At 66.5% G+C, this 20,280-nt stretch carries 18 protein-coding genes; 11 read left to right on the plus strand and 7 right to left on the minus strand.

Annotated elements, in window-relative coordinates:
* Positions 1-4: 4 nt before the first annotated feature.
* Positions 5-319: an ATP-dependent Clp protease adapter ClpS gene (clpS, locus tag CLM73_RS17320; protein ID WP_056562630.1), complete on the minus strand. Its 315-nt coding sequence runs from the start codon at positions 317-319 to the stop codon at positions 5-7.
* Positions 320-545: 226 nt separating this feature from the next.
* On the opposite strand from clpS, the gene CLM73_RS17325 reads away from it, so the two are divergent.
* Both CLM73_RS17325 and CLM73_RS17330 read left to right on the plus strand, forming a co-directional pair.
* Positions 546-791 (plus strand): cold-shock protein, encoded by a 246-nt coding sequence (locus CLM73_RS17325; RefSeq protein WP_006220277.1) that lies wholly within the window; start codon positions 546-548, stop codon positions 789-791.
* Positions 792-884: 93 nt separating this feature from the next.
* On the plus strand, positions 885-1,430 hold the full coding sequence (locus CLM73_RS17330; RefSeq protein ID WP_234015659.1) for a DUF192 domain-containing protein: 546 nt from the start codon (positions 885-887) through the stop codon (positions 1,428-1,430).
* Positions 1,431-1,535: 105 nt separating this feature from the next.
* On the opposite strand, the gene pcaF is transcribed toward CLM73_RS17330, so the two are convergent.
* From pcaF to xseA, 6 genes are all read right to left on the minus strand, one after another.
* On the minus strand, positions 1,536-2,741 hold the full coding sequence (gene pcaF, locus CLM73_RS17335) for a 3-oxoadipyl-CoA thiolase (RefSeq protein WP_105239486.1): 1,206 nt from the start codon (positions 2,739-2,741) through the stop codon (positions 1,536-1,538).
* Positions 2,742-2,907: 166 nt separating this feature from the next.
* Positions 2,908-4,302 carry a chloride channel protein gene (locus CLM73_RS17340; RefSeq protein WP_105239487.1) on the minus strand — a complete coding sequence of 465 codons (1,395 nt, stop codon included), beginning with the start codon at positions 4,300-4,302 and terminating at the stop codon, positions 2,908-2,910.
* Positions 4,303-4,439: 137 nt separating this feature from the next.
* Entirely contained in the window at positions 4,440-6,146 is a 1,707-nt protein-coding gene (locus tag CLM73_RS17345; protein WP_105239488.1) for a methyl-accepting chemotaxis protein, read from the minus strand.
* A 277-nt stretch (positions 6,147-6,423) separates the two neighbouring features.
* Positions 6,424-7,002 carry a superoxide dismutase [Fe] gene (gene sodB / locus CLM73_RS17350; RefSeq protein WP_105239489.1) on the minus strand — a complete coding sequence of 193 codons (579 nt, stop codon included), beginning with the start codon at positions 7,000-7,002 and terminating at the stop codon, positions 6,424-6,426.
* Positions 7,003-7,194: 192 nt separating this feature from the next.
* A complete protein-coding gene (locus CLM73_RS17355) occupies positions 7,195-10,368 on the minus strand; it encodes an ankyrin repeat domain-containing protein (RefSeq protein WP_234015660.1) in 3,174 nt (1,057 codons plus the stop codon).
* A gap of 153 nt (positions 10,369-10,521) precedes the next feature.
* Positions 10,522-11,889: an exodeoxyribonuclease VII large subunit gene (gene xseA / locus CLM73_RS17360; protein ID WP_105239490.1), complete on the minus strand. Its 1,368-nt coding sequence runs from the start codon at positions 11,887-11,889 to the stop codon at positions 10,522-10,524.
* Positions 11,890-12,240: 351 nt separating this feature from the next.
* On the opposite strand from xseA, the gene CLM73_RS17365 reads away from it, so the two are divergent.
* The 9 genes from CLM73_RS17365 to CLM73_RS17410 all read left to right on the plus strand — a co-directional run bounded on the left by CLM73_RS17365 (position 12,241) and on the right by CLM73_RS17410 (position 20,019).
* Positions 12,241-12,864 carry a MotA/TolQ/ExbB proton channel family protein gene (locus CLM73_RS17365; protein ID WP_105239491.1) on the plus strand — a complete coding sequence of 208 codons (624 nt, stop codon included), beginning with the start codon at positions 12,241-12,243 and terminating at the stop codon, positions 12,862-12,864.
* Positions 12,861-13,274, plus strand: a complete 414-nt coding sequence (locus tag CLM73_RS17370) for an ExbD/TolR family protein (protein ID WP_105239492.1) — start codon at positions 12,861-12,863, stop codon at positions 13,272-13,274. Before CLM73_RS17365 ends, CLM73_RS17370 begins: the two co-directional genes overlap by 4 nt.
* The gene (gene lpxK, locus CLM73_RS17375; RefSeq protein WP_105239493.1) at positions 13,271-14,368 is read left to right on the plus strand and encodes a tetraacyldisaccharide 4'-kinase; all 1,098 of its coding nucleotides are present in this window, start codon (positions 13,271-13,273) and stop codon (positions 14,366-14,368) included. The genes CLM73_RS17370 and lpxK overlap by 4 nt, the downstream gene beginning before the upstream one ends.
* A gap of 93 nt (positions 14,369-14,461) precedes the next feature.
* Positions 14,462-14,644, plus strand: a complete 183-nt coding sequence (locus CLM73_RS17380) for a Trm112 family protein (protein WP_105239494.1) — start codon at positions 14,462-14,464, stop codon at positions 14,642-14,644.
* A 10-nt stretch (positions 14,645-14,654) separates the two neighbouring features.
* Positions 14,655-15,419 (plus strand): 3-deoxy-manno-octulosonate cytidylyltransferase, encoded by a 765-nt coding sequence (gene kdsB, locus CLM73_RS17385; RefSeq protein ID WP_105239495.1) that lies wholly within the window; start codon positions 14,655-14,657, stop codon positions 15,417-15,419.
* A 91-nt stretch (positions 15,420-15,510) separates the two neighbouring features.
* Entirely contained in the window at positions 15,511-16,167 is a 657-nt protein-coding gene (gene adk, locus CLM73_RS17390) for an adenylate kinase (protein WP_056562659.1), read from the plus strand.
* Positions 16,168-16,301: 134 nt separating this feature from the next.
* A complete protein-coding gene (locus tag CLM73_RS17395; protein WP_105239496.1) occupies positions 16,302-17,060 on the plus strand; it encodes a 3-hydroxyacyl-CoA dehydrogenase in 759 nt (252 codons plus the stop codon).
* A gap of 234 nt (positions 17,061-17,294) precedes the next feature.
* Positions 17,295-18,854, plus strand: a complete 1,560-nt coding sequence (gene murJ, locus CLM73_RS17405) for a murein biosynthesis integral membrane protein MurJ (protein ID WP_105239497.1) — start codon at positions 17,295-17,297, stop codon at positions 18,852-18,854.
* A 196-nt stretch (positions 18,855-19,050) separates the two neighbouring features.
* Positions 19,051-20,019: a FecR domain-containing protein gene (locus CLM73_RS17410; protein ID WP_105239498.1), complete on the plus strand. Its 969-nt coding sequence runs from the start codon at positions 19,051-19,053 to the stop codon at positions 20,017-20,019.
* Positions 20,020-20,280: the final 261 nt, after the last annotated feature.

The raw sequence follows: 20,280 nt of genomic DNA on the forward strand, positions 1-20,280 counted from the left end.
GAGATCAAACCGGTTCCATGACGCATTGCAGCGGGTGCTGGCGCGCCCGCGCATACTGACCGACCTGCGCGATGCGCGTGGCGGCGAGGTCACGCGGGTAAACCCCGCAGACGCCTCGGCCTTCGTGATGCACCTGCAGCATGATCCGCGTCGCTTCTTCCTGATTTTTATTGAAGAATTTCTGCAGCACTTTCACGACGAACTCCATCGGTGTGTAGTCGTCATTGAGCAGCAATACCTGGTACATCGGCGGCGGCGCAGTGCGTGCCGGCGCCTTCTCGACGACCAAGTCATGCTGGGAATCCAAGGTAGAACTCATAGGGCGGGTATTCTATTTAAACTGGGGACGGCAACCACTCAACTTACTGAAAATTACACGCAGAAATACGTAGTATCCATACTTGACTAGGTCAAGAAAAGCGGCGCATTATCCACGCATTCTGGGGTTTTCAATTCACCGAAAATCTGCCAGGAAGCCGGAGGGGGGACAGGGGTCTAGACCACAATGCCCTTCTGTCAACATACGATTCAATGAGGCAGGCCGCATGTCTGATACGACCGCAACCGCCGTCCAAGGGGACAATCCCAAATCGACGGGCACCGTCAAATGGTTCAACGATGCAAAGGGGTTTGGCTTCATTACGCCCGACGATGGCGGTGAAGATCTGTTCGCCCACTTCTCGTCCATCCAGATGAATGGTTTTAAAACCCTGAAAGAAGGCCAGAAAGTGGCCTTCGAGATTATCCAGGGGCCTAAAGGTAAACAGGCGCTCAATATTACGGCTGCCTGAGTTACCCTTTAAAGCGCAACGATCAGGTTGCGCCATTATGCAGGCGGGGCTTTCGGGCCCCGCCTTGTTATTTTCTTATTACTCCGCCGGGCCATGCTGAAGATTGCCGTTTTGTTTCCCATTGTTCATACGCTGTTCAAAACAACGTTTACCAAAGCATCGTCAGCGGGTGCCGCGGCCGGCCGCAAGGCATCGGTGATCGGCGCCGCAGCCATCGCTATCGCAACCGCCGCCCTGCCCCTGCCCGCCAGCGCCCAGCAACAGACCGGCCCGCAGCCGCGTCTGCCCACCACGCAACTGTCAGCCGGCATCCATATTATCCGCGCGGAAGTCGCCGACACGGACGCCACGCGGCGCGACGGCCTGATGTTCCGCAGGGAGCTGCCCGGCAACGACGGCATGCTGTTCGTCTTCGACCAACCGGACGTGCAGTGCTTCTGGATGCGCAACACGCTGCTGCCCCTGTCGATTGCCTTTATCGCCGACGACGGCACGATCGTCAACATCGAGGACATGGCGCCCCAGACCGAGGACCCGCATTGCGCGAAAAAGCCGGTGCGCTATGCGCTGGAGATGGCGCAAGGATGGTTCAACAAGCACGGCATCGCCGCCGGCAAAAAGCTCGACGGCCTGCCCTGAATCTTTTCGGCAGACCGCTGGTGCACTGAATGACAAAGGGAGCCCGAGGGCTCCCTTGTTGTTTGCCTGGCAGCGCGACGCGCCCCGCCCGGCGTTCGACGCGATTTACACGCGTTCGATGATCAGCGCGATGCCTTGGCCAACACCAATGCACATCGTGCACAGCGCGTAGCGGCCGCCGGTGCGGTGCAGCTGGTTGATGGCCGTGGTGGCCAGACGCGCGCCGCTGGCGCCCAGCGGGTGACCCAGGGCGATCGCGCCGCCGTTGGGGTTCACGCGGGGGTCGTTGTCGGCGATGCCGAGCTGGCGCAGCACCGCCAGACCTTGCGCGGCAAACGCTTCGTTCAGTTCGATCACGTCCATCTGATCCAGCGTCAGGCCGGTCTGGGCCAGCACCTTCAGCGTGGCGGGCGCCGGACCGATGCCCATGATGCGCGGCGCGACGCCGGCGGTTGCCATGCCGACGACGCGGGCACGCGGGGTCAGGCCATGGAGGGCAGCGGCCTTTTCGCCTGCCAGCAGCAGCGCGGCGGCGCCATCGTTCACGCCCGACGCGTTGCCGGCCGTGACGCTGCCGCCTTCGCGGACCACGCCCTTGAGCTTGGCCAGCGATTCCAGCGACGTTTCACGCGGGTGCTCGTCCTTGGAGACGATGATCGGGTCGCCCTTCTTCTGGGCGATCGACACGGGCACGATCTCGGCGTCGAAGAAACCTTCCTTCTGCGCGCGCGCGGTCTTTTCCTGACTGGCCAGCGCGAACAGATCCTGGTCGGCGCGGCTGATCTTGAAATCGTCGGCGACGTTTTCGGCGGTCTCGGGCATCGAGTCCACGCCGTATTGCGCCTTCATCAGCTTGTTGATGAAACGCCAGCCGATGGTGGTGTCATAGATGGCGGCGCTGCGCGAGTAGGCGCTGTCGGCCTTGCCCATGACGAACGGGGCGCGGCTCATGCTTTCCACGCCGCCGGCCAGCATCAGGCCGGCTTCACCGGCGCGGATGGCGCGCGCGGCGGTGCCGATGGCATCCAGGCCCGAACCGCACAGGCGGTTGACCGTGGCGCCGGGCACTTCGACCGGCAGGCCGGCCAGCAGCGTGGCCATGCGGGCCACGTTGCGGTTGTCTTCGCCCGCCTGGTTGGCGCAACCCATGATGGCGTCGTCGAGTTCTTCCCAGCGCACGCCAGGATTGCGCGCCGCGAGGGCCTTGATGGCTACGGCAGCCAGATCGTCGGGCCGCACGGAAGCCAGCGAACCGCCGTAGCGGCCAAAGGGGGTACGAATCGCATCACAGATAAAGGCATTCACGGTCATGGGAAGCTCGAAGTGAAGTGAAAGAACTCGGGATCGGACGATGTTAACGCAGCGGTTTCGCGCCAAGTTGGTGCGTTACGCGGATGTCCGCAGCACGGACAGTGTCCAGTAGACGTTCACATTGCTCGGCGTGCGCATGCACGGAACCGGGCGACCATGCCCGGGATCAGTGCGCCCCGGACTTGGCCGCGCGGCCCGCGTCGACGATGGCCTGACGGCGGAAACGGCCGGCCGCCAGATGGTAGAACGGTTGCGGGCAGAACTGGCGCGACACGCCCGACGCCAGCAGCGATCCCACCAGCAGCCAGAACAGCATCGGCTGGCTGCCCGTCATTTCCATCACCACGACGCTTGCCGTCAGCGGCGCCTGGGTGGCGGCCGCCAGAAAGGCGGCCATCGACAGCAACACCAGCACGCGCTGGTCGACGCCCTCGCCCGCCAGCTCCCAGATGTGATGGCCGATGCCCGCGCCCGTGGTCAGCGCCGGCGTGAAAATGCCGCCGGGAATGCCCGCCCAGTACGACGCCACGGTGGCCGCCAGCTTGGCCAGGCCAAAGCCGTCCGGCACCGAGTCCTTGCCGTTGAGCAGATCGGCCGCCACGGCGTAGCCGGTGCCGTACACGCTGCCTGCCGTGCACAGGCCGATCACCGCCAGGGCCAGCCCCATGATGAACGCCGTCCAGATCGGATGCGCGCGGATCCAGGCGCGCCACGACTGCGGCGCCGCGCCGATCGGCCCCTTGCCAAGCAGGCGGGCAAAGATTCCACCTAGCGCGCCGTTCAGCGCGGCGCAGATGACGATCCACATCACCATGTTCTGCGACAGCGGCGCGCCGGCGAAGACGCCGAAATAAGGATTGTTGCCTTCCACCGCCACCACCAGGAAGCCGGCGGAAAGCACGCCGATCAGCACCAGCCGCTGCCAGCGCAGCACGGTGCCGCGCCCCAGCTCCTCGATGGCAAAGATCACGCCGGCCAGCGGCGCGTTGAAGGCCGCCGCCAGGCCGCCCGCGGCGCCCGCCGCGATCAGTTCGTTGGCGTGAAAGCCGCGCAACTGCAAGCCGCGGCGCTTCCAGAAATCGCCCCACGCCAGCATCAGGGCCGCGCCGACCTGCACGGAGGGCCCTTCGCGGCCGATCGACGCACCGCACAGCATGCCAAAGAATGCCAGCGGTATCTTCCACAGGCTTTGGGCCAGCGACACCAGGCTGTTCTGGCTGGGGCCGGGCGGCAGCGACAAGGCGCCGATGACTTGGGGAATGCCGCTGCCGGAGGCGTTGGGCGCGAAGCGCAGCGTGAGCCAGCGCAGGGCGGCCAGCCCGAACGGCATGACCAGCAGCGCCAGCCAGCCGTTGTAGGCGACCCATTGGCGGTTCCAGGCCAGCGCCTTGTCGGCCAGGTAGGTAAAGCCCAGCGACATGAGCGCCACCAACGCGGCGCCGCCCAGCAGCAGCCCGAGCTGCACGCTCTTCTTGGACAGACGGTTGATCTGACGCACCTTGCGGCGCGCCAGCCGGCGTGTTCGAGCGATGACGCGGCGGACGGGGTCGGGCAGACTCATGGACGGGGACAGGGCAGCGAGAGAGGTTGCCAACCTTACCATTCCAGCCTGACCCGTAGCCGAAAGAATGCAGCGCTGCGCCACCGGGCGGGCGGGAACGGCCGATCAACGGCCGTCCATCGTCGCCGGACCGAACCTTAGAACGACGACCAGTCGTCCTGCGAGGCGCTCGCCAGCGCGGGCCGGGTCTGCGCCGCACGGGCGGCCGGCGCGGCGGGCTTACCCACCGCCACGCGTTCGGCAGACATCAGCCGGGCCTGCGGCTGCGCCGCCGGCCCACCACCTGCATCCACCTTGAAGCGGCGCACTTCCTGCGCGAGGCGCGTGGCTTGCTCCTGCATGCTGGCTGCGGCGGCCGCGGCTTCTTCGACCAGGGCGGCGTTCTGCTGGGTCACCGTGTCCATCTGCGAGACGGCCTGGTTCACCTGACCGATGCCGGTGGATTGCTCTTCCGATGCGCCCGAGATCTCGCGCACCAGCGTCGCGACCTGACGCACGCTGTCGACCACTTCGCGCATCGTGCGTCCGGCCTCGTCGACCTGACGCGTGCCGCCTTCGACGCGCGTCACCGACTCGTCGATCAGGGCCTTGATTTCCTTCGCAGCCACTGCGGAACGCTGAGCCAGCGTGCGCACCTCGCCTGCCACGACGGCAAAGCCGCGGCCCTGCTCGCCCGCGCGCGCCGCTTCCACCGCGGCGTTGAGCGCCAGGATGTTGGTCTGGAATGCGATACCGTCGATCACGCCCGTGATGTCGGCAATGCGGCGCGAGCTGTCCGAGATCGCGCTCATGGTCTGCACCACGCCTTCAACGACCTCGCCGCCGCGCACGGCGACGTTCGACGCCTGGCTGACCAGGCGATCGGCCTCGCTGGCGTTGTTGGCGTTCTGCTGCACCGTGCTGGTCAGCTCTTCCATCGAGGCCGCGGTTTCTTCGAGCGAGGACGCCTGCTCTTCCGTGCGTTGCGACAGATCGGCGTTGCCCTGCGCGATCTGCGACGACGCCGAAGCGATGTTTTCGCAGCCGTCGCGCACGTCCTTGACGATGCGGGCCAGGCTTTCGTTCATGGCCTTGAGCGCGCCCATCAAATCGCCGGTTTCGTCGCGTGTGACCACGCGGATATCGGTGGTCAGGTCGCCTGCGGCCACCTGGCGCGCCGCCGACACGGCCTCGCCCAACGGGCGCACGATGCCGCGCGTCACCAGCCAGCCCAACAACATGCCGATGGCCACGCCCGTGATCGCCAGCGCGATCATGATGGCGCGAACCGTGTTGTAGAGCGCAGTGCCTTCCGCCACCGAGCGCTCGGCAACCTTTTCCTTGCTGATGGCCAGATTGGTCATCAGGTCATCGAGCTTCTGCGACGAAGCGATGACGCGCTTTTCGGCCTCGGCCACGCGCGGATCGGTCTGCGTCATGGGTTCCGACTTGGCCGCCTCGAAGAACGCGGCTGCGTCGCGCTTCCACACCTGCTCGGTTTCGCCGAACTGCACCAGCAGGCGCTTGGTCTGTTCTTCGTAGAATTTGCTGGCAGCCTTCTCGCGCAGCACGTCCATGTTCTTGATGGCGTCGTCGAACTGCTTGCGCAGCGCCAGACGCTCCTGGTCGGTGGACGCGCCCAGATATGCATTGCGCGCGCGTCCTGCGTAGATCAGATTGATGTTGGCTTCCTTCAGATCCGAAATGCCGCGCAGTTCGGTGTCGTAAAGCCTGTCGTTCATGTCATTGATGCGCGCCAGGCCCCACACCCCAAAGGCCCCGATCGCACCGCCTATCACCGCCACCAGCAAAAACGCCCCTGTCAGGCGAGCGCCGATGCGCATCCCCGAAAATAACCGCAACATGCTTCCCTTCCCTATGATTGCCCCGGCTTGTGCGGTCTTGCCGCAGCCATGCGCTCCGGGGTGCAGCCGCTGACCGTGGGCAACGATAGCGACGTTTTGGTAAGGGCTTACCCTGAAGAAAAGCCAGTTCCCGCGTCAGTTCCGTGTAATGAACGGGACAATCGACAGGGTTTCCGAAGCTGACTTTTTCCTGAACAAAAGAAAACCCCTCGCCAGGGCGAGGGGTCGTGTTTCCAGGCATGCGGCGCAAGGACCGCATGCGTGCCGGAACCGCCGATCAGGCGAAGTTCTTGGCGGCGAAATCCCAGTTCACCAGGGCCCAGAAGTTTTCCAGGTACTTGGGACGCGCGTTACGGTAGTCGATGTAGTACGCGTGTTCCCAGACATCACAGGTGAGCAGCGGCTTGTCAGCCGTCGTGAGCGGGGTGGCCGCGTTGCTGGTGTTGACGATGTCGACCGAACCGTCGGCCTTCTTGACCAGCCAGGTCCAGCCCGAACCGAAGTTGCCGGCAGCCGACTTGTTGAAGGCTTCCTTGAAGGCGTCGAAGCTGCCCCACTTGGCGTTGATGGCGTCAGCCAGCGCGCCCGTCGGTGCACCGCCGGCCTTGGGAGCCAGGCTGTTCCAGTAGAACGTGTGGTTCCAGATCTGGGCTGCGTTGTTGAAGATGCCGCCCGAGGACTTCTTCACGATGTCTTCCAGCGACAGCGTTTCGAATTCGGTACCCGGGATCAGGTTGTTCAGATTCGTGACGTACGTCTGGTGATGCTTGCCGTAGTGAAACTCCAGGGTTTCCTTGGAGATGTGCGGCGCCAGAGCGTCGAGTTCGTAAGGCAGGGGGGGAAGAGTATGTGCCATGTGATGGTTCCTTCTGTTGAGAGCACGATCAAGCCGGTCAATTGTATCGGCAACTCCCGAGGATACCGTGTTAACCCCGCGCTGGCGCGGGGTTAACGGGCACATGCTTATGACCATGCGTTGTTGCGCCCGCGCGCGGCGGCGCGCATGGGGTCACCGCATGGCGTCACCGCATGTCGTCACGGCATGTCGTCACTTCACGTAACGCAGCTCCTGACCGTTGCCGGTCTCGACCAGCGCGCCGTCCTTATCCATGGCCAGGACCTTGTGCAGCGGCGCGCTGGCCGCGTCGTCGGGCACGTCGACGTCGATGCGCACCGCGCGGGTGCCGGGGTCGATGCGCGCCACATCCACGTCGTGCCACCGTCCGCCCGACGGCATCGGCACGAAGACGGCCAGCGCCCTCAACGCGCCCGCCGCGATGGGCACGGAAACGCCGTCCGCCCCTTCCGATTGGCGCGGCCCGCCGCCGTAGTCCTGATCGGCCGATGACACCGCCACGTCGATATTGACCGGGCGGTCACGGTGATACACGCGCACCGTCAGCATGCCGGGCTCGGCCGGCCGGCTGTCAGCGCGCACATTCGCGATGGCGGAGTAAGGCCGCAGCGGCGGCGTATCCAGGAACACTTGCTTGCCGTCGCTGCGCCAGGCGCCCCGCGCGTTGATGTCGACGGCGCCATAACTCAGGAAATACTCGAAGCTGCCGTCTTCCAGAAGCAGCAATTCGCTGCCCACTTCCCGCATGCCCCTCAGGTAGTAATGCCCCGGAATGCGCACGGCTTCCGAAGACTTGCTGGCGGCCTTGGATCCCACGCGCCGGCCTTGCGCGGGCGGCGGCGCGCAATCCGCCTGCAGCGCGATGCCCGCATCCTGCAGGACGCGCGCAAAGGCCGGATCGGATTGGCAGGCAAGCGCCATGCGGAACGACTGGCCCGGCGGCGCCACCGCCGCGTCGAAGCGCGCGTGGTGCTGCGCCAGCAGGGACAGCATGGCGGGTTGGCCGGTTTCAAGTGAGATCCACGCAGGACCGCGCCCGGCGCCGTCGTCGGCGTCAGGGCTAGCGCCGGCGTCCAGCAACGCTTGGGCGAGGTCGCGACGGCCCAGCCGGATCGCGGCGTTCAGTGGAGTATCGCCGTCGGGCAGCGCGGCATCCAGATCGGTGCCCGACGCCTTCAACTGACGCAACACCTGCACCACGGTGTCATGCCGCGCGGCGATCAATTGCCGGCTCTGCAGCAGCATCGACACGATGCGTTCGGGCATGGAACGTCCATCGCGCGCGCATGACGATGGCTGGCCAGTGAAGCCGGCCGCATGCAATGCCGCAAAGTAGCCAGGCTTGTCGATCAGCACGAACTCTCCGTTGTCTGGCATGCACGCTTGCGCCACCGGCTGACGGTTCGCCGCGCTAACGCGGCGCACCGTTTCCATGTCGCCGGACACCACGGCAGCGTTGAGCAGCGCGTACGGGTTGGGCGCGACCGGCAGCCGCGGGTCGTCCAACCGCGCGCCGGCGCGCAGCAGCCGATCCAGCATGGCGTTGTCCTGACGGCCGATCAGCCAATACAAGGCGCTCTCGCCGTCCGGTGCGATGGCGGCGGGGTCGGCGCCCTTGGCCAGCAGCGCATCGACGACTGCGACCTGGCCGGAGGTTGCCGCCAACAGCAGCGGCGGCGTGCCGCGCGGATCGTCCAACGCCATCGGCGAGCCTTCACCACCGCTTGTTTGCGCTGACGGATCCACGGAAGGATTCACCGGCACGCCCGCGTCGATCAGCATCATGGCCATCGCCGTATCGCGGCTTTCAAGGGCCTGGCGAATGGCGCTTGCATCCAGCGTCTTCATGTCGAACCCTGCGTCCGCGAACATGCGCAGCACCGCCGCGCCCTGCCCGCCCGGCTGCCGCAACAGTTGCGCGATGGGCGAGTCGGCGGGGTTCTGCAGCACCGCGCGCAGGGCGTCGGGTTTCATCGCGGCCAGCAGGGTGCGCAACAGCGTTGTGTCTCCGGCCCGCACCGCAACCTCCAGCGCCGACCGGCGGTCGTACCCTTCGCGCCGCAAGCCCGGATCGGCGCCCCCGGCCAACAGCGCCTTGACGGTGTCGGGCTTGCCGGCTTCGACGGCATCGGCCAAGGGTGTGTTGCCATGCGGCTCGGCGGGATCGCCGTCAACCGGTGCGCCGAGGGCCAGCAGGCGCAGCACTGTCTGCGTGTCGCCGCGCTGGGCGGCCAGATTCATGATGGAACGGAAGTTCATTTGAGGCTTGGCGAAGATCAGGCTGCCCGAGCCCACTTGCGGGCCGCGTTGCGCGAAGGGCATGCCCGCGCGCAACAGTTGTTCGGCAATTGCGGGATGCCCACCCTCAACCGCCGCCTGCGCTGCGTCCAGCCACACGTCGCGGTCGCCGGTTTCACCGTACGCCGTGGCCGGGATCGTGCGCGGCCCCTGCTCCATCAGATACGACACCGCCTGCGCATCGCCCTCGTAGGCAGCGAACGCCAGGGCGGTCAGTTCCTCTTCATAGGCGGGCCGGCTGCCCGTCGCGGCCAGCGCTCGCAGGGCTTCTGCACCTTCCGTCAATTCCACGAGGGGCAGCCAGGACAGAAAGTCCGCCGCGGGCCGCGCTTTGCCCTGTCCGTCCTTGAAAACGCTCGTCGCGGTCTTGTCGGCCGCATCGAGCGCCGCATACGGGCGGCTGGCGCCAGCGGCGAACAAGGCCACCGCCATGCGTGTCAGATTCTTGCGATCGACAAGGCGCGGCAGGTACGTCATGCGCACCGCGAATTCGAAATCGCGATTCAGCAGGAATTCCAGCGGCGTGTCGTGGGCGTCGCCACGCTGGTCGGGATTGGCGCCCGCGGCCAGCAACGTTTCCATGATGTCGGGCGTGCCGTACAGCAGGGCCAGGTGAAGCGGCGGCCGGCGCGAGTCGTACGTGATGTCGTCCAGCCCCGGCTTGGTGGCCAGCAGCGCGGCCAGCATGCGCGCGCGGATCGGCAGGTTGGCTTCGTGGGCCTTGCGCAGCCTCCCCGCGTCTTCGGGCGTCATGTCCCAATACACGTACTGTGATCGCAGGCTGCGAGGCGGCATCAGCACGGCGTGCAGCAAGGGGACGCCGTTCAGGGCGTAATCGCCGGGCCTTTCCACTTGCGCCAGCGCAGCGTGGAATGCCGCCTCGTCGTTTCGGCTGACCGCTGCGAACAGCGCCTCGGTCTGCGGCGTGTCGGCGTTCTTGTATTCGCGGTACGGCGACGCGCAGTTGCAATCGGCGGCTGCGGGTGCGGTTGCAGGCGGCGTGGCTGAGGGCGCGGCGGCCGCGGCTGCTGCTGCCGGGGAAACGGCCGCGTTTTCCGCGTGGGCCACGGAGCCAACCCCAGTTGCCCAAATCGCCGCGGCCAAGCCCGTGGCCGCCCATTTCAGATTTCTGTCGTGGAACATCCTGCCGCCATGATTTGGGTGGAAAGGATTTGCGCGCGACGGCGCCGCGCGCTCCCCAGTCGGGGCTCGCGGAAAAATCTAGCTTGGGTCGCGCGTGGAACGCGTGGTTTGCACCTGAACCTGCGCCCCGCCTTGCGCGAAGCTCAGGTCCAGCGGCTGGCCCGCCGACAGCGCCGCCGCATCGCGCACGATGCGACCCTCCGAGTCGCGGGCGATCGCGTAGCCGCGCGCCAGCGTGTTGCCCGGGTCCAGGGCGCGAAGCTGCGCCGTGGCTGCTGCAAGCCGATTGCGCCGCTGCACCAGCAGGCGGGCATGGGCCTGCCCCAGTTGGCGCACGGCACCGGCCAGACGTTCGGCGGCCCGTCCGGTATCCGGCACGCGATGGCTGAGGCGCTGCGCCAGCAGATTGACGCGGGCGATGCGCCGGCCTTGCGGCGCCGACCAGGCCGAGGCCAGGCGGTATTGCAGGCTGTTCAGGCGTTCGCGCTGGTGTTGCAGGCGTTGCGCCGGGGACACAAGCTGCGCGGTGGCGCGGTCCAGACGCTGCGCCGCCCGCTCCAGCCGGCGCTGCTGGCCGCGCACCATGGTTTGCAGGGACTGCATGACGCGGCCAAGCAGTTCGGCGCGCGGCGCGCACGCCAGTTCGGCGGCGGCGGTGGGCGTGGGCGCCCGCAGGTCCGACACAAAATCCACGATGGTGAAGTCGGTTTCGTGGCCGACACCGCTGATCACGGGAATTTCGCTGACCGCCACCTGGCGCGCCAGGTCTTCGTCGTTGAAGCTCCACAAATCTTCGATGCTGCCGCCGCCCCGTACCAGCAGCAGCGTATCGACTTCGGCCCGCTCGTTGGCCAGGCGCAACTGCGCAGCCAGCTTGTTGGCGGCGTCCGCCCCCTGAACCGGGGCCGGATAGATGATGACCGGCACCTGCGGCGCGCGCCGGGCCAACGCCGACAGCACGTCGCGCAGCGCCGCCGCATGCAGCGAGGTGATCACGCCGATTGCGCGGGGCAGCGGGACGGGCTCGCGTTTGCGGGCCGGATCGAACAGGCCTTCGGAGGCCAGTTGCTCTTTAAGCCGCAAAAAGGCCTCGTACAGATTCCCTAATCCTGCCCGCCGCATGGCGTCAGCCTGCAGCTGATAGTCGCCCCGCGGCTCATACAAGGAAACGCGTGCCCGGATCTCGACCTGGTCGCCCGCCCGGGGCACGAACCCCACGGCGCTGGCGCGGCTGCGGAACATGACGGCCCGCACGGACGCCCGGCTGTCCTTGAGCGTGAAGTACCAATGCCCGGAAGCGGCTTGCGTGAAGTTGGAAATCTCGCCACGAACCCACAGCGCCGGGATGCTGCGCTCCAACAACTGCCCCACTGCTTGGTTTAGCTGGGCAACTGTAAGGATTTCCCGCGCAAATGCGTTGTTTGTGACTGGGAGCTCAATTGTCATGGGGCTTTCCGATGCGAACCTGTCCACAGGGCAGGCGGAGCGGGGCGCAATGATACCGCGTCCGCAGAAATTTGCACGAACTGCCCAGAACGCTAGCAAATTCGGTATAAACCATTGATTTTTATCACTTTTTATAGGACAAAGCAGTGCGCGAAATTGAAGCAATCAAGCGCAAGCCCCGTGCCCATAAGCCTTCCGGCTGAGTTCTACACAGAATTATCCACAGATTCTGTGGATAATTTGGGGATCCCCCTGCCTTGCCACATGCGCGCCGCACCGTTACAGTTTCGGCTTGTTCAGATGCCACTGCGCGCCGCCTGCGCGCCTTCGGCTCCTCAGGAGTTGACCGCTTTGCTTTCCATTCTGCGCGAGGCCGGCTGGCCCATCTGGCCCCTGCTGGCGACATCCGTGCTGGGCTTGGCGCTGATCTTCGAGCGCTTCCTGTCCCTGCGCCGGAACCTGGTGATGCCGCGCGGCCTGAACGACCAGGTCGTCGAGATGCTGCGCAACCACCAGGACACGGCGGAATCGATCCACCGGCTGGAACGCAACTCGCCGCTGGGCCGCGTGCTGGCCGAAGTGATGCGTCACCGCCACCTGCCGCGCGAAGAGCTTCGCAATGTGGTCGAAGACACCGGCCGCGCCGTTGCGCATGACCTCAGCCGCTACATCTCCGCCATCGGCACCATCGCCGTCGTCGCCCCGCTGATGGGCCTGTTCGGCACGGTCGTCGGCATGATCGAAATCTTCGGCTCGTACACCCCCGGCGGCGGCGACCCCGCCCAACTGGCGCGCGGCATCTCGATCGCGCTGTACAACACCGGGTTCGGCATTCTCATCGCCATTCCCGCCATGATCGCGCACCGCTATCTGCGCGGCCGTGTGGACGGCTATCTCAACGCCATGGAACAGGCCGCTTCGCGCCTGATCCGCGCGCTCTCGCCGGCGCGCGCCTCCCGCGAGGCCCGTCCATGAATTTCCGCGGTTCCCGGGGCGACCGCGATGAGCTGGACATCAACCTGATCCCGCTCATCGACGTCCTGCTGGTCATCCTCATCTTCCTGGCGGCCACCACGTCGTTCACCCGCTTCACGCAGTTGAAGGTGACGCTGCCGCAGGCGTCGTCCGAACAGGACACGCCGCCCGCGCTGGAAGTCGCGGTCAGCCAGGATGGCCGCTACGCCCTGAACGGCACCCTGATCGACGTGTCCACGCCGCCCGAAATCGCCGATGCCCTGCGCCAGGCCGCGGCCGGCAAGACCGAGCCGCTCATCATCATCAATGCCGACGCCCAGGCCACCCATCAGTCCGTGATCAACATCATGGAAGCCGCGCGCCTTGCCGGCATCGGCCGCGTCAATTTCGCCGCCCAGACCAACCGTTGAAAACCCGACGCGCATCACTGCTGGCCCGCCAATGGCAGCGCGGCGGCTGGCTGTCCACCGCCCTGCGCCCGCTGTCCGCGCTGACCGCATGGGCGGTCGAGCGCAAGCGCGCGCGCTATGCCAGCGGCGCCAAGGTGTCCTACCGGGCGCCCGTGCCCGTGGTCGTGATCGGCAACATCTACGTGGGCGGCACGGGCAAGACGCCCATGGTGATCGCCGCCGTCGAGAACCTGCGGGCCCGTGGCTACACCCCGGGTGTGGTCAGCCGGGGCTACGGCGTGAAGGTCGGCCCGCATCCGCGTGTGGGGCTGGGCGACCTGGAAGCGGCCCGCTTTGGCGACGAACCGGCGCTGATCGCCCGGGCCACCGGCGCACCCGTGTGCATCCACCCCAAGCGCGCCCTCGCCGCCCAGGTCTTGCTGCAAGCCCATCCGCGGGTGGACGTCATCGTCTCGGACGACGGTCTGCAACATCTGGCCCTGGCGCGTGACATCGAAATCGTGGTGCAGGATCAGCGCGGCGTGGGCAACCGGCGCCTGCTGCCCGCCGGCCCGCTACGCGAGCCCGCCAGCCGGCTGGCCGACGTGGACGCCGTGGTCACCAATATCGGCACGCCGGGCACTTCTCTTGCGGTGTCTGGCACCGCAAACAGCCGTCCCCGCCAGGTCCAGATGTGGCTTGAACCCGGCCTGGCGCGCCATATCGGGGGACACGCCACGCAGCCGCTGTCCGCCTTTGCCGGACAGCCGCGCATCGCGGCCGCGGCCGGCATCGGCAATCCGGAGCGCTTTTTCGCCACCTTGCGGGCAGCCGGCATCACGCTGTCCGCGACGCTTGCCCTGCCCGATCACCACGGCTACGCCACCTCGCCGTTCCAGGCGCTGGACGCCGACGTCATCCTGGTGACCGCCAAGGACGCCATCAAGTGCGGCGCCTTGAACGATCCCCGGCTGTGGGAAGTGCCGGTAGAAGCCGCATTCTCCGACCCGGGGCTCTTTGACTGGCTGGCCGGTGCGCTGCGCGCTCGTGAAGAGCGCCCGGTCATTGGCCAGAACGGCGACGGCGATAACCGGGGCCGCAACCCAACCGCGTAAGTGGCGACCTTCGTGGCGGCTTGCGTGGCGGCTTGCCGTAACCCCGAAGCGCCGTGCGCTGTCAGGCGGCAAAACTGTTTTAGAATCCCGGTCATGGAATCCCGCCTTCTCGACATCCTCGTTTGCCCCTTATGCAAGGGCCGCCTCGAACACGACCGGCAGCAGGCCGAACTGGTCTGCCGCGCGGACCGGCTGGCCTTCCCGCTGCGCGATGGCATTCCGGTCATGCTGGAATCCGAGGCCCGCGCGCTGGACGACGCCGCCGCCCCTCGCTGAACGCCGCATCGTGAGCTTCATCGCCATCATCCCGGCGCGCACCGCTTCGACCCGGTTGCCCGATAAGCCGCTTGCCGACATTGCCGGCAAGCCCATGGTCGTGCGCACCGCCGATCGCGCCGCGCTGTCGCGCGCCTCGCAGATCTTCATCGCCACCGATGACCAGCGCGTGCAGCAGGCTGCGCAGGCGCACGGTTTGCGCGCCCTGATGACCCGCGGCGACCATCCCACCGGCACCGACCGGCTGGCCGAAGCGGTCGAGCAGCTTGGCCTGCCCGACGACGCGATCGTCGTGAACGTGCAGGGCGACGAGCCCCTGATCGAACCCGAACTCATCGACGCGGTGGCGGCCAAGCTGCAGGCCTATCCGCGGGCCGACATCGCCACCTGTGCATGCCCCCTGGCGGATGCCGAGGCCCTGTTCAATCCCAACGTCGTCAAGCTGGTCTGCGCCGCCGACGATCGCGCCCTGTATTTTTCGCGCGCCCCCATCCCCTGGGCCCGGGATGCACTGGCCGGCGGCGAACGCGTGCTGGCGCAGGGGCTGCCCGCCTGGCATCACATCGGCCTGTACGCCTACCGCGCGTCATTCCTGCGCCGCTTTCCGACCCTGCCGCAAGGCGCGCTCGAACGCTTCGAATCGCTGGAACAACTGCGGGCCATGGAATACGGCCACGTCATCGTCGTCCATCGGGCGTCGACGCCTCCAGCGGGTGGGGTAGATACCCCGGCCGATCTCGAGCGCGTCCGCTTGATCTACAGCAAACAGATATAAGGGTTATTTCCCATGGCGCAGCCCCGCATTGGCTGCTGCGTTGCGGCATAATCCCCCGGATCACAAAAAATAAACCCCTTCAGGAGCACTCATGCGTCTTATCTTGCTCGGACCCCCCGGCGCCGGCAAAGGCACCCAGGCCGCGTTTCTAACGCAGCACTTCGGCATTCCCCAGATCTCCACCGGCGACATGCTGCGCGCCGCGGTGAAAGCGGGCACCCCGCTGGGTATTGAAGCCAAGAAGGTCATGGACGCCGGCGGCCTGGTTTCCGACGAGATCATCATCGGCCTGGTACAAGACCGCCTGACGCAGCCCGACTGCGCCAACGGTTACCTGTTCGACGGCTTTCCCCGCACCATCCCGCAGGCCGACGCGCTCAAGAGCGCCGGCGTCAAGCTGGACTACGTCGTGGAGATCGCCGTCCCCGAAGAAGACATCATCGAACGCATGAGCGGACGCCGCGTGCACCAGCCCAGCGGCCGCAGCTACCACGTGCGCTTCAACCCGCCCAAGACCGAAGGCAAGGACGACGTCACCGGCGAAGAGCTGGTCCAGCGTGACGACGACCGCGAGGAAACCGTGCGCCATCGCCTGTCGGTGTACCGCGAGCAGACCCGCCCGCTGGTCGACTACTACTCCGCCTGGGCGCAGCAAGATTCCGCCGCCGCCCCGAAGTACCGCAAGATCTCGGGCGTGGGCGCCGTCGACGAAATCAAGTCGCGCCTGTTCGAAGCCGTTCAAAGCTGATCGGCGCCTCGATGGCCCAAAGGCCTTCGGCGCCGGCCGGACGCAACGCGTCCCGGCCCTGGCCCGAAGGCCTTGTTGCATCCGGCGCCCGGCGCGCCGCCTTCCTTCCCTTGAACTGATCTGGTGGTACACACATGGAAATCGCGAACAAGGTATTCATCGTTACCGGCGGCGCATCCGGCCTGGGCGCCGGCACCGCCCGCATGCTGGTCGAACATGGCGCCAAGGTCGTCATTGCCGACCTGCAGGACGAGCCGGGCGAAGCGCTCGCCAAGGAACTCGGCCAGCGCTACGTGCACTGCGACGTGACGCAGGAAGCCGACGGCAAGAAGGTCGTGGCCGCCGCGCTGGAACTGGGCGCGCTGTTTGGCCTGGTCAACTGCGCGGGCGTCGCTCCTGCCGCCAAGATCGTCGGCAAGAACGGCGCGCACCCGCTGGAGCTCTTCCAGAAGGTCGTGTCGATCAACCTGATCGGCAGCTTCAACATGATGCGTCTGGCCGCCGAGGCCATGAGCGCCAACACGCCCGAGTCCACCGGCGAACGCGGCGTAATGATCAACACGGCGTCCGTCGCCGCCTTTGACGGCCAGATCGGCCAGGCGGCCTATGCCGCTTCCAAGGCGGGCGTGGCGGGCATGACGCTGCCGATCGCGCGCGACCTGTCCAAGACCGGCATCCGCTGCATGACCATCGCCCCGGGCATCTTCGGCACCCCGATGATCTTCGGCATGCCGCAGGAAGTGCAGGACTCGCTGGCCGCCAGCATCCCCTTCCCCGCGCGCCTTGGCCGCCCGGAAGACTACGCCAAGCTGGTCCACAGCATCATCACCAACGACATGCTGAACGGCGAAACCATCCGTCTCGACGGCGCCATCCGCATGCCGCCAAAATAGTGCCCCCACGCTTCACCCGCTGCGCGGGTTCTCTGCCCCCCGAGGGGGCGCTTTTCCCCTTGGGGCGGCCCGGCGGGGAAAGTATGCCCCCACGCTTCACCCGCTGCGCGGGTTCTCTGCCCCCCGAGGGGGCGCTTTTCCCCTTGGGGCGGCCCGGCGGGGAAAAGGCATTCTTGCGGGCAGGGGCAGGTTCTTTACAGTTGCTGGCCCGCATTTCACTTCAGTAGTCCACCCATGAGCCTGTTCCGTTCGGCGGCCACGGTCAGCAGCTTCACGTTGCTGTCCCGCATTTCCGGCCTGATCCGCGACATCCTGGTGGCCCGCGCGTTTGGCGCCGGCCCCATTACCGACGCCTTCTGGGTCGCTTTCCGCATTCCCAATCTGCTGCGCCGCCTGTTCGCCGAGGGCGCCTTCGCCCAGGCCTTCGTGCCCATCCTGGGCGCCGCGCGCAACAACCGTTCCGAAGAAGAAGTCCGCACGCTGCTCGACCGCGTGGCCCTGCTGCTGACCGCCGCATTGATGCTGGTCACGCTGATCGGCATCGTCGCGGCGCCCTGGGTGGTATCGGCCATGGCCAGCGGCCTGCGCGGCGCGGCGCGCGACACCGAATTCGGCGCGGCGGTCTGGATGACGCGGATGATGTTTCCCTACATCCTCTGCATGTCCCTGATCGCCTTCGCGTCCGGCGTGCTCAATACCTGGCGGCGCTTTGCGGTGCCCGCCTTCACCCCCGTGCTGCTGAACCTGTCCATGATCGGCGCCTGCATCTGGCTTGCGCCGCGCATGGACGTGCCGGTCTACGCACTGGCCGTCGGCGTCATGATCGGCGGCGTGCTGCAGTTGGCCGTGCAATGGGTGGCCCTGGCGCGCCTGGGTCTCACGCCGCGTTTTTCGCTGCGCTTTGGCCAGGCCTGGGCCGATCCCACCGTGCAGCGGATCCTCAAGCAGATGGCGCCCGCCACGCTCGGCGTGTCGGTGGCGCAGATTTCGCTCCTGATCAACACCAACATCGCGACGTGGCTGACGCCGGGCAGCGTGACCTGGCTGTCGTTCGCCGACCGCCTGATGGAATTTCCCACGGCGCTGCTGGGCGTGGCGCTGGGCACCGTCCTCTTGCCCAGCCTGTCCGCGGCGCATGCCCGCGACGACCACGGCGGCTACAGCGCGCTGCTCGACTGGGGCCTGCGTCTGGTGCTGCTGCTGGGCCTGCCCGCCGCGGTGGGCATGGCCATGCTGTCAGACGGACTGGTCGCCACGCTGTTTCATTACGGCGCCTTCAGCGCGCAGGACGTGCTGCAGACGCGCTTGGCCGTCATCTCCTACTCGGCCGGGCTGATCGGCCTGCTGGCGGTCAAGATCCTGGCTCCCGGGTTCTACGCCAAGCAGGACATCCGCACGCCCGTGAAGATTGCCATCGCCGTGCTGATCGTGACCCAGTTGTTGAATGTGCTGCTGGTGCCGACGCTGGCGCATGCCGGCCTGGCCTTGGCCATCGGATTGGGCGCCTGCCTGAACGCCCTGGCGCTGCTGATCGGGCTGCGTCGCCGCGGCGTCTACATGCCGGGCGCCGGCTGGACGGTGTTTGCCTTGCGCCTGGTGCCCGCGCTGGCCGGGCTGGCGGCGCTGCTCTGGTATGCGGACACGCGCATCGACTGGATTGCACTGCAGACGCATGCCGGCCAACGCGCCCTGTTGCTGGCCGGCGTGCTGGCGGCAAGCGGCGTGGTGTACTTCGGAATGTTGTTACTGTTTGGATTTCGACTCAGGGATTTTGGACGACGTCCTAAGCAGTAATTCCGCCCCTTCAGGCTACATTGCCTTCAAAAAGCCGGCCAAACGCCGGCTTTTCGCATTAATTTCGTCAAGAATTGACAACCACCCCGTAATCTTTGGTAAAAAACCTTTATGATTTAAAAATTGCCACTGAGAGGACCCCCTGTAGGCCCCTGCCTGCGGGAAGCATGAATTGAAGTACGCCCAAGGACAACCCATGGCGGACCAGGTGATCAATTGGCTGCTGTTGCTGCGCTCCGGCAAGGCAACTGCCCAAGACTACAACGACTTCCTGGCTTGGCGAGCGGCCGACCCTGTCCATGAGAACGCCTGGCAGCAACTGACGGGCACCCTGGCAGGATCGTCGTTCGGCCGGCTAGGCGACGTCTATGCCACCGGCAGCGGCGGCACCGCTGCCGCGGCCCAGTCGTTGATCCCGCCCCCGCCCGCCGCCATCGTGCCGCCCCGCCGCCGTTTTCTGACTGGTGCGCTTGCGCTCGCCAGTACCGGCGCGGCCGCTGCTTATGTCGGCAACGCCTTCTACCCGCTGAACAACGTTGCCGCCGACGCGGCCACCGCAACGGGCGAACGCCGCCGCTACCTGCTGTCGGACGGCAGCCAGCTCCTGCTCGACGCCCGCAGCCGCGTCGACCTGGACTTCACGCCCGCGTATCGACAGGTTCGCCTGCTCGATGGCGCCGTCACGGTATCCGTCGCGCCCGACGCCCGGCGCCCCTTCCTGGTGCAAACGGCGCAGGGCACGGTCCGTGCATTGGGCACCCGCTACATGGTGCGTCAGCAGGCGCAGCGCACGGTCGTGGTGGTGCACGAACACGAAGTCGAAGTCGAGACCATGTCCGGCGCCCACGGCACGATCCGAGCCGGCACCGGCGCCCGCTTCGATAACGCCCGCATGGACACGCCGCGCGCCGAGCTCATGGCCGAGGCCGCCTGGGAATCCGGCTGGGTCGAAGCCCGTGGCCGCCCGCTGGGGGAAGTCATCGCCGCGCTGCGCCCGTATCGCAGCGGCGCCCTGCGCGTGTCCATGGCCGCCGGCGGCCTGCCCGTGTCCGGCCATTTCCCGCTGGACGATACCGACGCCGCGCTGGACAGCCTGCAAGACCAGATGCCCATCCAGGTGCGCCGTTTTACGCCCTGGTTCGTCTCGATCAACGTCGCCGCCTGACAACGACCGCCCCGAAGGTGTGCCGGGTAGCGCGGTTTCCGTTGTATAATCGATACCTAGTTTTTATCCAGTGGTTTGATCCATTGGTTTTATCGATAGGCGCCGCGAATTTTCCTCGAGTTTTCAAGAGGATCAGACGCAAGGGTTCTCCAACCCGGGAATTTTCCCAGCTGCGCCCTCCCGCCCGGTTGACGGGCGCTCCATCGGTTGAAGCGACATTAAAAGCTTGCATTCCCCACGGGGCTTGCTACAATGTTCGAC

The organism is Achromobacter spanius, assembly GCF_002966795.1.
Lineage (GTDB): Bacteria > Pseudomonadota > Gammaproteobacteria > Burkholderiales > Burkholderiaceae_B > Achromobacter > Achromobacter spanius_D.

Coding starts and splice junctions, on each gene's coding strand:
- CLM73_RS17330 (WP_234015659.1), top strand. CDS start 885: ATGCTGAAGATTGCCGTTTTGTTTCCCATTGTTCATACGCTGTTCAAA.
- CLM73_RS17345 (WP_105239488.1), bottom strand. CDS start 6,146: ATGTTGCGGTTATTTTCGGGGATGCGCATCGGCGCTCGCCTGACAGGG.
- CLM73_RS17380 (WP_105239494.1), top strand. CDS start 14,462: ATGGAATCCCGCCTTCTCGACATCCTCGTTTGCCCCTTATGCAAGGGC.
- adk (WP_056562659.1), top strand. CDS start 15,511: ATGCGTCTTATCTTGCTCGGACCCCCCGGCGCCGGCAAAGGCACCCAG.
- CLM73_RS17340 (WP_105239487.1), bottom strand. CDS start 4,302: ATGAGTCTGCCCGACCCCGTCCGCCGCGTCATCGCTCGAACACGCCGG.
- CLM73_RS17370 (WP_105239492.1), top strand. CDS start 12,861: ATGAATTTCCGCGGTTCCCGGGGCGACCGCGATGAGCTGGACATCAAC.
- CLM73_RS17325 (WP_006220277.1), top strand. CDS start 546: ATGTCTGATACGACCGCAACCGCCGTCCAAGGGGACAATCCCAAATCG.
- murJ (WP_105239497.1), top strand. CDS start 17,295: ATGAGCCTGTTCCGTTCGGCGGCCACGGTCAGCAGCTTCACGTTGCTG.
- clpS (WP_056562630.1), bottom strand. CDS start 319: ATGAGTTCTACCTTGGATTCCCAGCATGACTTGGTCGTCGAGAAGGCG.
- sodB (WP_105239489.1), bottom strand. CDS start 7,002: ATGGCACATACTCTTCCCCCCCTGCCTTACGAACTCGACGCTCTGGCG.
- xseA (WP_105239490.1), bottom strand. CDS start 11,889: ATGACAATTGAGCTCCCAGTCACAAACAACGCATTTGCGCGGGAAATC.
- CLM73_RS17395 (WP_105239496.1), top strand. CDS start 16,302: ATGGAAATCGCGAACAAGGTATTCATCGTTACCGGCGGCGCATCCGGC.
- CLM73_RS17410 (WP_105239498.1), top strand. CDS start 19,051: ATGGCGGACCAGGTGATCAATTGGCTGCTGTTGCTGCGCTCCGGCAAG.
- pcaF (WP_105239486.1), bottom strand. CDS start 2,741: ATGACCGTGAATGCCTTTATCTGTGATGCGATTCGTACCCCCTTTGGC.